Source organism: Curtobacterium sp. PhB136 (assembly GCF_004346855.1).
Taxonomy (GTDB): Bacteria; Actinomycetota; Actinomycetes; order Actinomycetales; family Microbacteriaceae; genus Curtobacterium.
This window is the reverse complement of the sequence record NZ_SMGH01000005.1, coordinates 159954-172971: the sequence shown is the minus strand read 5'-3', so window position 1 is coordinate 172971 and position 13018 is coordinate 159954. Positions and strand designations below refer to the sequence as shown.

Annotated in this window: 9 protein-coding genes; 8 read left to right on the top strand and 1 reads right to left on the bottom strand. The window is 65.4% G+C overall.

Annotated elements, in window-relative coordinates; genetic code table 11:
• The first annotated feature begins 54 nt into the window (after positions 1 to 54).
• The 6 genes from EDF27_RS07205 (at position 55) to EDF27_RS07180 (ending at position 6472) form a co-directional block, all read left to right on the top strand.
• Positions 55 to 720, top strand: a complete 666-nt coding sequence (locus tag EDF27_RS07205) for a TetR/AcrR family transcriptional regulator (protein ID WP_123702163.1) — start codon at positions 55 to 57, stop codon at positions 718 to 720.
• A 161-nt stretch (positions 721 to 881) separates the two neighbouring features.
• Entirely contained in the window at positions 882 to 2081 is a 1200-nt protein-coding gene (locus EDF27_RS07200; RefSeq protein WP_123702165.1) for an FAD-dependent oxidoreductase, read from the top strand.
• 22 nt (positions 2082 to 2103) lie between these two features.
• On the top strand, positions 2104 to 3369 hold the full coding sequence (locus EDF27_RS07195) for a cytochrome P450 (RefSeq protein ID WP_132047940.1): 1266 nt from the start codon (positions 2104 to 2106) through the stop codon (positions 3367 to 3369).
• A complete protein-coding gene (locus EDF27_RS07190) occupies positions 3366 to 3560 on the top strand; it encodes a ferredoxin (protein WP_123293772.1) in 195 nt (64 codons plus the stop codon). The genes EDF27_RS07195 and EDF27_RS07190 overlap by 4 nt, the downstream gene beginning before the upstream one ends.
• Positions 3561 to 3640: 80 nt before the next feature.
• A complete protein-coding gene (locus EDF27_RS07185; RefSeq protein WP_123702169.1) occupies positions 3641 to 5443 on the top strand; it encodes an NAD(P)/FAD-dependent oxidoreductase in 1803 nt (600 codons plus the stop codon).
• Positions 5444 to 5512: 69 nt separating this feature from the next.
• On the top strand, positions 5513 to 6472 hold the full coding sequence (locus EDF27_RS07180) for a LacI family DNA-binding transcriptional regulator (protein WP_132047938.1): 960 nt from the start codon (positions 5513 to 5515) through the stop codon (positions 6470 to 6472).
• 34 nt (positions 6473 to 6506) lie between these two features.
• On the opposite strand, the gene EDF27_RS07175 is transcribed toward EDF27_RS07180, so the two are convergent.
• Positions 6507 to 7514: an SDR family oxidoreductase gene (locus tag EDF27_RS07175; RefSeq protein ID WP_243698247.1), complete on the bottom strand. Its 1008-nt coding sequence runs from the start codon at positions 7512 to 7514 to the stop codon at positions 6507 to 6509.
• Between the two features lie 502 nt (positions 7515 to 8016).
• On the opposite strand from EDF27_RS07175, the gene EDF27_RS07170 reads away from it, so the two are divergent.
• Positions 8017 to 10476, top strand: coding sequence for a glycoside hydrolase family 2 TIM barrel-domain containing protein (locus EDF27_RS07170; protein WP_123702175.1), 2460 nt, complete (start codon positions 8017 to 8019; stop codon positions 10474 to 10476).
• 48 nt (positions 10477 to 10524) lie between these two features.
• Positions 10525 to 13008 carry an alpha-L-rhamnosidase gene (locus tag EDF27_RS07165; RefSeq protein ID WP_132047936.1) on the top strand — a complete coding sequence of 828 codons (2484 nt, stop codon included), beginning with the start codon at positions 10525 to 10527 and terminating at the stop codon, positions 13006 to 13008.
• Positions 13009 to 13018 lie beyond the last annotated feature (10 nt).

The following is a 13018-nucleotide window of genomic DNA, read 5'->3' as shown; positions in this document are numbered from 1 at the left end:
GGGCACAGCCCAACGAGCGCAGTCGCTACGATCTCATCGCGGAGAGGAATCGCGATGACCACCGGTGAAGAAGGCGCTCGGAGCAAGCGCGTCACAGCAACGCGAGAACTGATCCTGACGGCCGCCGAGCGTCTCTACGCGGAGTACGGCATCGCACACATCTCGAACAGGCAGATCGGAGAGGCTGCGGGCCAAGGAAACACCGCAGTCGTCAGCTACCACTTCGGCAGCAAGCATGAACTCATCCGCGCCATCCTCGGACGACACCAGCGGCGCATCAACGAGCTGCGCCTCCTGGAACTTGAGCGCATCGACGGGTCTACCGACGTTCGTGACTGGATCGGATGCTTCGTGCGAGCAACAACGACACATCTCGCAGCACTCGGGTCACCTACCTGGTACGGCCGGTTCAGCGCACAGGTCGCCACCGACCCGGCGTGGGCAGACATCGCGATGGACGAGGCGCGCGAGACTCCGAGCCTCCTTCGCATCGCTGAAGGCATCAGGAGCTGCCTACCCGACCTCCCTCGGCAGGTGCGGGCGGAACGCAATGCCATGGGCCGGATCTTGTTGACGCAGATGATCGCGGAGCACGAACGGTCCCTTGAGCGCGGAGGGCCCAGGATCTGGTCCGACTGGTCCGATGTCGCAGCAGCACTCACCAACGCGATCTCCGCGCTGTGGCTCGTCGATCTGCCCACGACTGACCGTCTGCCGTGACCTGGGCCGTGGGTCCTCCGTTGAGGGGACCGTGGGGCAAGGACGGGTGAGAAAGCGGTGAGAATCTAAATCACGTGTTTGAAAATCTTGCTCGTCGGAGTTGACTACCCCCTGACGGAGCGTCTCTGACTCGCAGATTCGGCTTCCGTGCGGAGGCATACATGACGACATCTGCAATCGACAGCAGCGTGCTCATCGTCGGTGCGTCCGCCGCGGGGATCGCTGTTGCGGAAGGTCTACGACGGCGAGGGCACAGCGGCCCGCTGACGTTGCTCGACAACGAACAGCACACCCCGTACGACCGCCCGCCGCTGTCGAAGCAGTACCTGAGCGGCCACTGGGACCTCGAGCAGGTGATGCTCCGGCCGCAACGGTCGCTGGATGGCCTCGGCGCGGTCTTCCGTCTCGGGCACTCCGCCAGCGGACTTGACGTGGCGCGCCGAACAGTATCGGTGGGCAACGAGGCCATCGCTGCCGACAACATCGTCATCGCGACCGGTGTCCGTGCTCGTCAGCTTCCTCTCCAGCACGACCTCCTCGGCGTCCATGTCCTTCGCTCGCTCGATGACGCGCGCGAACTCCGCGAGTCGCTCCGATCGAAGGTGCCCACACTCGTCGTCGGGAACGGGGTCCTCGGCAGCGAGATCGCCGCGGCGACAGTCGCTTCTGGGTCCGCAACCACACTTGTCGGCCCGGAGCCGACTCCGATGCTCGCCCAGCTCGGCTCCGTCGGTTCCGCCCTGCTCAGCAGCCGCCATGAAGACGCGGGCGTCGTCCTGCGTGGTGAGTCCCGCGTCAGATCACTCCTGCAGGATCGCAGCAGCGTGGCCGGCGCCGTACTCGACGACGGCACACAGCTTCAGGCTGGTCGAGTGATCGTGACGATCGGGTCGACACCGAACACGGAGTGGCTCAGCGACAGCGGCCTCGATGTGTCTGACGGCGTCCTGTGTGATGGTCTTTGTCGCGCTGCACCCGGGATCTGGGCAGTTGGTGATGTCGCACGCTGGCGTCACGAAGGCCTCGGCAGGGACCTTCGACTCGAGAACCGTACCAACGCAACGGAACAAGCGGCGGCAGTGACCCGAAACATCCTGGACGCGGACGCGGCAGCACCCTACGTGCCAGTTCCGTACTTCTGGTCTGATCAGTACGGGACCAAGATCCAGGCGTACGGCTTCCCCGGTGACGCAGATGACAGCGCAGTCATCGAGGGATCGATCGAGGAAGGTCGGTTTGTCGCGCTCGCCACACGGGCCGGTCAACCCGTCGGTGTCCTGGGGTGGGGGATGCCGAAGCAGGCACGCCTCGCGAGCGCGCTGCTCACTGACCGCTTCGCCGGTCAAGCCGCTGTCATCTGAACACCGAGAGGAAGGAAACCCGATGACTGATGTCATTGCATCGACGCAGCAGGTTGAACCGCCAGCATTCCCCATGCGGCGAGCGAGCGCATGTCCGTTCGACCCATCTCCAACGGCAACCCATGAACAGCAGCAGGGACCGATTCGAAGGGTTCGCCTCTGGGACGGTTCCACGCCGTGGTACGTGACTCGACATGCTGAAGCGCGGACGATCCTTGCTGATGCCCGCATCAGCGCGGACATCAGCCGACCCGGCTACCCATCCCCGGCTCCTGTCGACGGCGGCGGTTCCGGTCTGAGCTTCATCCTCATGGACGATCCCGACCACGCGCGATTGCGCCGGATGGTGACGGCGCCGTTCGCGGTGAAGCGCATCGAGGTCATGCGACCGGCAGTGCAACGGATCGCAGACGACCTGATCGACTCGATGCTCTCCCACACCGGACCAGTCGACCTCGTCGAAGAATTTGCGCTTCCGCTCCCGTCGCTGGTGATCTGCGAGCTGCTCGGCGTGCCCTATGGCGATCACGACGACTTCCAGGAGCACAGTCGAACCATCATCAAGCGCGGTGTCGCTCGTGAGGAACAGCGTCGCGCCTTCGAATCGCTCGGCGCCTACCTCGCGCAGCTCCTGCACCGAAAGATCGCCGAACCAGGCGAGGACCTGCTCTCGGACCTCGGCCGCCGCGTCACCGACGGCGAGCTGGAGATGGCTGACGCTGTGCAGATGGGCATCCTGCTCCTCATCGCCGGTCACGAGACAACGGCGAACATGATCGCCCTCGGCACCCTCGCGCTCATCGAACACCCTGACGAGTTGGCGCGACTCCGCGACGATCCCGACCCCGCGCTCGTGGCGTCCGCGGTAGAGGAGCTTCTGCGCTACCTCACCATCACGCACGACGGGCGTAAGCGAGTCGCTGTCGAGGACATCGAAATCGACGGCGTCACCATCCGCGCTGGCGACGGGATCATCGTGGCGACCGACCTCGGCAACCGGGACGACGCCGTGTTCAGCGACCCAAACCGGCTCGACGTGGGACGGAACCCCAGAACGCACGTTGCGTTCGGGTTCGGCGTGCACCAGTGCCTCGGCCAACCGCTGGCACGAATGGAGCTGCAGGTCGCCTACGCCACGCTGCTCCGACGTATCCCCACGCTGACACTCGCCACCACCCTCGACGCGATCCCCTTCAAGCACGACGGATCCGTCTACGGGGTGTACGAACTCCCGGTCACTTGGTGCCCGGCTCACCCCCAGAAGGAAGAGAAGGAGCAGGCCCGATGAAGGTCATCCTCGACCAAGACAAGTGCGTCGCAAGCGGTCAGTGCGTGATGGCTGCCATGAACGTCTTCGACCAACGAGACGAGGACGGTATCGCCTTTCTCCTCAAGGACGACGTGACCGGAGAAGAAGTCGAGGAAGTCCGCGACGCCGTCGCGGTCTGCCCGGCTCTCGCGATCGCGCTTGAAGACTGACGAGCGAACTCACCGTCGACCAACCGGCCGTCGACCGAGGCGGTCACGCATCGTCACCAATCGTCCCGTTCTGGAGGAACATGACCGACCCCACCGCCAACGACATGCCTGCGCTCCGCGCGCGGTACGCGCAGGAGCGCGACCGTCGCATCCGGCCAGATGGGCTCCGGCAGTACCGACGAACCCGCGGGTCCTTCGGATACTGGGAGACCGATCCCTACACGCCGCGCAAGGAACGGACCGTGGAACACGGTGCAGTCCAAGTGCTCGTCGTCGGAGGCGGGTTCGGTGGGTTGCTCACCGCGTCGAAGTTGCGGCAGGCCGGCTTCACGTCCATTCGCATGTCCGAGGAGGGCGGCGACTTCGGTGGCACCTGGTACTGGAACCGATATCCCGGCGTCCACTGCGACATCGAGTCGTCGATCTACATGCCACTGCTCGAGGACGTCGGCACCATCCCCTCCAGGCGCTACGCGCCGGGTGAGGAGATCCGAAAGCACGCGATGGCCATCGCCCGGAAGTTCGACCTGTACGACGACGTCCTGTTCCACACCCGCGTGACGGAACTGCGATGGCACGAGGACGACGCCGAGTGGCAGGTCGCAACCGATCGTGGTGACAGCTTCCGTGCACGGTACGTCGTCGTCTCGTCTGGGACACTCTCGCAGCCGAAGCTCCCCGCGATCCCTGGCATCGAGACGTTCCGCGGTCACACCTTCCACACGAGCCGCTGGGACTACGGCTACACGGGGGGCACGCAGGACGGCGACCTCGGAGGGCTGCGTGACAAGCGGGTCGCGGTCGTCGGCACCGGCGCCACCGGGATTCAGGTCATTCCTCAGGTCGCTCGCTCCGCTGAGCACCTCTTCGTGTTCCAGCGCACCCCGTCCAGCGTCGATGTCCGGGACAACCGAGACCTGCCGCCTGGCTGGACCCAGTCGCTGCCGCCCGGCTGGCAGGAAGAACGAATGGAGAACTTCCTCGCGGTCGTGTCCGGCGAGGAGACAGACGTCGACCTCGTCCAGGACGGGTGGACCTCCACCGCTGCCATACAACGGACGATGCTCACCGGCCAGAGCGACGAGACGATCGATACGCCAGACCGAGACCTCCTCGTCGAGGTTGCAGACGCGCAGAAGATGGACCGGATCCGCGCCCGCGTCGACGCGATCATCGACGACGCCGGCACCGCCGCAAAGCTGAAGCCCTGGTACCGGTACATGTGCAAGCGGCCCACCTTCAGCGACACGTACCTGCAGACCTTCAACCGGCAGAACGTGACTCTCATCGACACGGCCGACAGCGGCGGCATCACCGCCATGACGGAGCACACGGTCGTCGTCGGCGACAACGAGTGGGAAGTCGATTGCGTCATCTTCGCCACCGGATTCGAGACCGGCGTCTCCGGAGTCGTCTCCGGGACGCTACCGGTAGTCGGTCGCGGCGGGGACCAGCTCCTCCAGGCGTGGGCGGAGGGGCCGAAGACGCTCCACGGCTTCATGTCGCATCGTTTCCCCAACCTCTTCCACCTCGGGTCGCTGCAGAACGCCAACTCAGTGAACTTCGTCCACGTCCTCCAGGAGCAGGCAACCCACATCGCCGCCATCCTCGGACGAGCGAGAAGCGAGGGCGCCCGCTTCGTCGAACCGACTCAAGAGGCGCAAGATGCTTGGGCCGAGACAATCAGCGCCGTCGAGACGAACAATGCGGCGTTCCTCGCCGAGTGCACGCCTGGGTACTACAACGGCGAGGGGACTCGCCGCCGCGGCGGCGGGAGCTACAGTCCCGGTCCCGTGCGGTTCCACTCGTTGCTCCGACGCTGGCGTGAGACGGAAATGAGGACCGTGCTCCATCCAGCACTCGTCGGATCCACCAGTAGTTAGACGATCTTCGTCGGTCGCGTATCGCGCGTCACCGCCCCATTAAGCTGGGCACGGCCGGGAGGAGACCGCATGGTGACCAGGAGCGAAGACGTGGCGCGTACCGCTGGTGTCTCGCGAGCGACCGTCAGCCAAATCCTGAACGGTCGCGGTGCACGTTTCTCACCCGCGACGCGCGAACGGGTCGAACGGATCGCTCTCGACCTCGGGTACCAGCCGTCGGTCGCGGCACGGGCCCTCGCGACTGGTTCCAGCGACATCGTCATCGCCCTCATCCCCAACACGACATTCCACGGCAACCTGCAGGACCTGTTCGAGCGAGCGACCGACGAGCTTGCCGATCGTGGCCTGACGCTCCTGCTGCGATTCCCGACCGCATCGGCCGAGTCACTCAATCGGATGGTCCGCGGTCTGCATCCACGTGCCGTGATCTCATTCACGCTCTTCGACAGCTCCGAGCGAGAGCTACTCGAACGGAACGGGGTCCTCGCCGTCGACCCGGGACCGCGCGCCGCAGATGACGACGTCAACAGGAGTATCGGCTGCTTGCAGGCTGAGCACCTCATCGAGAAGGGTCACCAACGCCTTGCGTTCGCTCATCTTCACGATGCGCGTGACGACCCCTTCGGTCAGGCCCGGGAGGCAGGAGTGCGAGACGCCTGCCGCGCCGCCGGCCTCCCGGACCCGTTGAACGTGAGTGTCGAGATCAACGCTGACTCCGCAGACGCCGCCCTTGATTCGCTTGCCGCGCCTGGTGTCGCGATTGCCTGCTACAACGACGACGTCGCAACTGCTCTGCTCGCCGCGGGAACGCGACGCGGGTACCGCATCCCCGAGGACGTCGCGCTGATCGGAATGGACGACACCCCGCTCTCAGCAGTGACCATCCCGCCCCTGTCGACCGTGCACGTCGATCTGGAGAGCGCGGCGCGGTCAAGTATCAGCCGAGTCATCCAAGGACTCGGGCTCACAACGACCGACCCGAAGCCGGCCGAGAATCCGCTTCGGGTCGTCGTGCGTGGTACTACCTGACCCGAGGAGAACGATCCGACGCTCACCGCATGCGTCAGAACACGGACTCACCACCGTCAGACGGCAGAAGGGCGCCCGAGACGTTGACGCCGTCGTCGCTCAGCAGGAACGTGATGGATGCTGCAAGCGCCTCCGGAACGGCGATGGGGACGTCGGCGGTGTGACTGTTCAATCGCTCTTGACCGAAGGTGTTCGTCGCTGTCGGACGCATGCCGGTGAGGGTACCGCCGGGAGCGACGGCGTTCACGCGGATCCCGTTCGGCTCGTACATGAACGCAGACGAGCGCGTGACGCCGAGGACGGCGCTCTTCGACGCGGTGTACGCCAACCCCGCAGAGGAGCCGCGCAGGGCAGCCTCGGACGCCACGTTCACGATTGATCCGCGGCCAGCGGCGATCATCGCAGGAATGACCGCTCGAGACAGTCGGACCAGACCAAACACGTTCACTTCGAACACGCGACGAAGCATCGCGTCGTCCGTCTCGTGAAGGGGACTGAAATCGTCGAGGAGGCCCGCGACGTTCGCGAGCCCATCGATACGGGCTCCGGCAGCCTCAACGATCCGCGCGACGCCGTCATCGGCGGTGATGTCCGCTGCGACGGGCCGCACGGACGGGAACGCTGCCACCAGGTCGGCGAGGCGCGATTCGGCGATGTCCACAGCGACAACGGTTCCGCCCTCGCGGGCGATACGCACCGCGACGGCACGGCCGATACCCGAAGCGGCGCCCGTGACGATGACGGTGCGGCCGTCGAACCGACCGGCGGAGATGCGCTCCACCCAGCCCGCACTTTCGGCTTCTTCTTCCGGAGACACTTCCCGCCCGTTCGCCTCCCGAGTCAAAGTATCGAGCACTCCCTCACCTCGGTCCCCCATCCCAGCGATCAAGGTCTCGAGTGGCACACGGCGGAGTAGGCGAAGGGCCGATTCCTGCATGCCGAGCTGTTCACCGAACTGACGAAGCACCGCACCCCCGGCGGGGTGCTCAAGCCACGCTCCGATCATTGTGTGGCCAGTGAGTGGCTTGTTCGACTCGGACACGTGTCCATCCCTTCGTTGGTAACGCGCGTAACTGACGCTAGAGCGGTCGCGTGTCCACGTCAACCGCGCCATCTGGTTCGAGCGGGATGCTGTTGAGGTTCCCAGCCGGTGCAAAAGGATGCCGATCGGCACCGCGTTGTCCGCGAGTGCTTCGGTGCGACGCAACGAACCGGGCGCCGCCGCTCGCAACTTCGAGGAGCAGGTTCTCGTCGGTCATCAGTGGCGGCGCGCTCATTCGTGGAAGTCAAAGGAGGACGCGAGGTGTGCATCCCATGAGTGTCGCGATGAAGACATGCCGCTACACACGCCCGAACGGCGACCCGAATGAGCCTCGGGCTTGGCGGGTCGTCGGCGAGGGTGCTCGGCCGCGTCCGTCCTGGATCAGTGGCCCCCAGGGATCGGCATGCGGGGGAACCGTCTCGGCGGTTGACACGCAATACCCGAGCTGATTGGCTAGGTAACGCGCGATACCTGCGCAGACGATGACGTTGTGGAGACCTTAATGACCGTGCAGCTGCTCAACCAGGGTTGGTCTTACCGTCCGAAGGTCAGCGCGTTTGCCGAACTCGGCGGCGCGGGCGGCGACTGGGAAGACGTGACGTTGCCGCACGATGCACAGATCACCACGGCGCGAACGCCTGATCTCCGGAACGGCGCCGCGCCTGGCTACTTCCCGGGTGGAGCATGGGAGTACCGCACCGAGGTCTCAGTTCCAGCGGATTTCGGTGGTCAGCTCTGGGCGCTCGAATTCGACGGTGTCCACCGAGATGCGATGGTCTACGTCAACGGTGCACTCGCCGGCCAACACGCGTTCGGATACTCCCGATTCGTGGTGCGGATCGACCCGTGGCTCGAGGCCGGGACAACGAACACGATCAAGGTCGACTGCCGCACTCACCAGGACAGCCGTTGGTACACCGGAGCCGGAATCTACCGCGACGTTCGTCTCATCGTGAAGAGTGCCGCGCGGATCGCAGTCGACGGCGTGCAGGTCACCACCCCGGACGTCGATGTGGACAGGGCGGTCGTCGAGGTTGCTGCGGAGGTCGAGAACGGCGGCACAACGACCCGCACTCTCCGTCTCACGACCAACATCACGCAGGTGACCCAGGCCGAATCGTCCGCTTCCCTCGTCATGAGCAGCGCTCCGGTCAGTCTCCTTCCTGGCGAGCGCTCCACCGTCCGACTCCGACTGCCTGTGACGAACCCATCGCTGTGGGACGTGGACTCGCCGACGCTGTACGGCGCGACCGTCGTCCTGACTGACGGTGACGACGAGGTCGACCGCGAACAGGTGACCTTCGGCATCCGCACTCTGCAGCTCGACGCCGTACGCGGACTTCGGATCAACGGACGAGCCGTCCTGCTCCGCGGAGCATGCATCCACCACGACAACGGCCCCCTGGGTGCTGCAGCGATCGTCCGCGCGGAGGAGCGCCGAATCGAGCTGCTCAAAGACGCAGGGTTCAACGCGATCCGAAGTGCGCACAATCCCATGAGTTCGGCGCTACTCGAAGCGTGCGACCGGCTGGGCATGCTGGTCATGGACGAGACGTTCGATGTCTGGACCTCGAGCAAGTCCGACTTCGACTACGCGTCCGACTTCACCCAGTGGTGGGAGCGAGACGTCGAGTCAATGGTCGCCAAGGACGTCAACCACCCGAGCGTCATCATGTACTCCATCGGCAACGAAATCCCAGAAACGGGTTCCATCAGTGGCGGCATCTGGAGCAGGCGTCTCGCCGAGAAGCTCCGCTCGCTCGACCCCAACCGGTTCGTCACGAACGGCATCAACGGATTCGTGTCAGTCCTCGACCTGGTCACCGCCGGTATGGCGCAGCAGCGGGAGGCGCTGGCATCCGCAGAGCCGCAAGCCGGCGGCGTGAATGCGATGATGAGCCAGGTCGGCGACATGATGAACCAGATCTCGGCCTCGCCGCCCGTGACCGCGCGGACCGAAGAATCGTTCTCCGTGCTCGACGTCGCCGGCATGAACTACGGCGACGGGCGGTACGAACTCGACCACGAGCTCTTCCCGCACCGCGTCATCGTCGGAAGCGAGACGTTCCCCTCGCACATCGCCCGGAACTGGGACCTCGTCAAGCGGCTGGACCACGTCATCGGCGACTTCACGTGGGTGGGGTGGGACTACCTCGGCGAAGCGGGCCTCGGCGGCGTGAGCTATCACGACGAGGCAGCCGGTCCTGCCGCAGCGAAGGCTTGGCCCTGGCTCGCCGCCGCCAGCGGCGACCTCGACATCATCGGACGCCGTCGGCCCGTTTCGTACTACCGAGAGATCGTGTTCGGCCTTCGCCGCGAGCCGTACGTTGCCGTGCAGCGGCCCTCGCGTCACGGTCAGACGGTGCTCGGAACCCCTTGGTCGTGGAGCGACAGTGTGTCGAGCTGGGCTTGGGACGGCTACGACGGCCTTCCCGTAACCGTCGAGGTCTACAGCGACGCCGACGAGGTCGAGCTGCTGCTGGACGGCGACATCATCGGTCGCGCCGCCGTCGGAGCCGAGTTGGCGTTCCGGGCAACGATCGAGACGGTGTGGCAGCCCGGTGAACTGACCGCCGTGGCGTACGCCGGCGGTGTCGAGACCGGTCGAACGTCGCTCCGCTCCGCCGCCGATGAGACGATCCTCTCCGTTTCGGCGGACCGGACGGAGATCACCAACGGCACGACCGACCTCGCATACATCGACATCTCACTCACCGACACCGCGGGCGTCGTTCGACCGCTGATGGATCGCGAGGTGACTGTCCTCGTTGAGGGCGCAGGGACCCTTCAGTCGTTCGGCAGTGGGGATCCGGCACCGGTGTCGCTCTTCGCCGAGACAACTCGGTGCACCTTCGACGGAACCGCCCTCGCAATCGTCCGACCGACCGCTGCAGGCGTCATCACCGTGACGGTCACTGCACCCGGTTGTGCATCCGCAGTCGTCGAACTCACCGTGCACTGACCGTCCGCCGGAACCGTTCTCCTCCTCTGCGAACCTAGAAGGAACGCCATGACACAGTCCACCGAACCCGTCTTCGTCAGCGCCGACACTGCAAGCGTCGAAGGCGACCCGGCACCGTACTTCCGGCGTGACTTCACGGTCGCCGAAGGACTCCGCCAAGCGACGCTCACGGTGTCTGCGCTGGGCATCGCTGAGACGTACGTCAACGGACACCGCGTGGGTGATGAAGTGCTCTTCCCAGGGTGGACGTCGTATCGGCACCGACTCGTCGCAAGACGCCACGACATCACCGGTCTCCTCACGAACGGCGAGAACGCGTTCGGCGCGATCGTCGGTGAAGGGTGGGCGGTCGGTGCTCTCACCTGGGAGAACCGGCGACACAACTACGCGGACCGGCCTGCCTTCTGGGCGCGCCTCGAACTCGAGTACGACGATCACATCGACGTCATCGGAAGCGACGAGCAAGTCCTCGTGAGCACCGGAGCGGTGCGCTCGAGCGGGATCTACGCTGGCGAACGCTACGACGCGCGCAGTGAACCGATCGGATGGTCGACAGCGGCGTTCGACGCTGCGAACTGGTGCGCCGCGCGAGCCTTCGACTGGGACACCAAGACGCTCGTCGAAGGCGGTGCACCCCCTATCCGGCGCATGGAGGAACTAGAGCCGGTTTCCATGACCGAGCAGTCCGCTGGGCAGTGGATCGTCGACTTCGGGCAGAACATCTCCGGCTGGGTGCGACTGACGGTGAACGGGCAAAGCGGCGACACCGTCACGCTCCGTCACGCCGAACTGCTGAAGCCAGACGGCTCCCTTGAAACCGAGACCCTTCGCAGCGCGGCCGCGACCGACGAGTACATCCTCCGGGGCGGCACAGCGGAGACGTGGGAGCCACGTTTCACCTTCCACGGTTTCCGATACGTCGAGGTAACAGGATGGCCCGGGGTACCCACAGTCGCTGATCTGCGCGCCATTGTGGTGCACACGGACATGACTCGCACCGGCTGGTTCGAGGCATCAGACCCCCGCATCACGAAGCTGCACGAGAACACCGTCTGGTCGATGCGCGACAACTTCGTCGGCGTACCGACGGACTGCCCGCAGCGTGACGAACGACTCGGATGGACGGGCGATCTGAACGCATTCACGCCCACCGCCACGTTCCTCTACGACGTCCGCGAGGTGCTCGGCTCCTGGCTGAAGGACCTCGCGGTTGAACAACAGGAGACCGGGACCGTCCCGTGGAGCATCCCGGACGTCCTCCCGACACCGTCAACCGCTACTGCGCTGTGGAGTGACGTGGCGGTCAGCCTGCCGTGGGCCCTGTACCAGGAGTATGGGGAGTCGGAGATCCTCCGACGCAGTTACGAATCGATGACGGCCTTCGTCGACGAAGTCGAATCAGTACTCGACGACGACGGGCTCTGGGGCCACGGATTCCAGTTCGGTGACTGGCTCGACCCCGACGCTCCGTCCGACAACCCCGCCGGCGGAAAGACGGACCGGTACCTCGTCGCCCAGGCGTACCTCGCCAAGACGACGAAGGAGATGGCGCAAACTGCGGCAGTTCTCGGTGAGCATGCAGACGCTCAGCACTTCGACGAATTACACACACGTGTGCGGACGGCCTTCCGGCGTCACTTCGTGACCCCCGTCGGCCGCGTGGTGAGCGAATCGGCAACCGGATACGCCCTTCCCATCATGTTCGGACTGCTTGACGACGACCAGCAGCGCGTCGCTGGAGATCGGCTCGCAGCGATCATCAGTGAGTCGGGCGCCACGATCGCCACGGGATTCGCCGGCACCCCGCTCGTTACGGACGCGCTCAGCAGCACCGGACACGTCGACGTCGCGTACGACCTGCTGATGCAGACGAAGAGTCCCTCCTTCCTCTACCCCGTCCTCATGGGTGCGACCACGATCTGGGAACGCTGGGACGCTGTACTCGCCGACGGTACGGTCAACGCCACTGGCATGACGTCGCTCAACCATTACGCCCTCGGGGCCGTCGCCGACTGGCTTCACCGTGTCGTCGGCGGTCTCACCCGAACTGCGCCGGGCTGGCGGACATTCACGGTGGCCCCGCAGCCGGGTGGAGGACTCACATCCGCCCACGCCAAACACGACACGGTGCTCGGGCGGGTGGAAAGCCACTGGTACGTCGACGACGGTGACCTCGTGCTGGAGGTTGTCGTACCCGATGGAGCCACCGCCACCGTCATCCCCCCGCTGCATCCAGAACAGCTCGCCGTCGATGTCGCTCCTGGTCGGCACTCATGGCGATACGCGGCGCCGGCAGGGTTCGGCGAGAAGGCAGAGCTGACACTCGACTCCAGCGTCAAAGAGACCATGAAGGACGACGCCGTCTGGGCCGCCGTTCTCGACGTCCTCCGCTCGTACTTCCCGGGTGTGCCGGTCGAAGCCGCGGGTAGCCGCCTCGGCGATGCGCCGGTGCGCACCCTCGCGCAGCAGCACCCGAACTCATCGGCGATGGAACGGGACCTCGTCGCCGCCCTGTCGATCCACGACGTGTGATCTCCGACAC

What these genes read in the sequence shown, in the direction of transcription:
- EDF27_RS07190 (WP_123293772.1), top strand. Translation starts at nt 3,366, where the DNA reads ATGAAGGTCATCCTCGACCAAGACAAGTGCGTCGCAAGCGGTCAGTGC.
- EDF27_RS07165 (WP_132047936.1), top strand. Translation starts at nt 10,525, where the DNA reads ATGACACAGTCCACCGAACCCGTCTTCGTCAGCGCCGACACTGCAAGC.
- EDF27_RS07200 (WP_123702165.1), top strand. Translation starts at nt 882, where the DNA reads ATGACGACATCTGCAATCGACAGCAGCGTGCTCATCGTCGGTGCGTCC.
- EDF27_RS07205 (WP_123702163.1), top strand. Translation starts at nt 55, where the DNA reads ATGACCACCGGTGAAGAAGGCGCTCGGAGCAAGCGCGTCACAGCAACG.
- EDF27_RS07185 (WP_123702169.1), top strand. Translation starts at nt 3,641, where the DNA reads ATGACCGACCCCACCGCCAACGACATGCCTGCGCTCCGCGCGCGGTAC.
- EDF27_RS07195 (WP_132047940.1), top strand. Translation starts at nt 2,104, where the DNA reads ATGACTGATGTCATTGCATCGACGCAGCAGGTTGAACCGCCAGCATTC.
- EDF27_RS07180 (WP_132047938.1), top strand. Translation starts at nt 5,513, where the DNA reads ATGGTGACCAGGAGCGAAGACGTGGCGCGTACCGCTGGTGTCTCGCGA.
- EDF27_RS07170 (WP_123702175.1), top strand. Translation starts at nt 8,017, where the DNA reads ATGACCGTGCAGCTGCTCAACCAGGGTTGGTCTTACCGTCCGAAGGTC.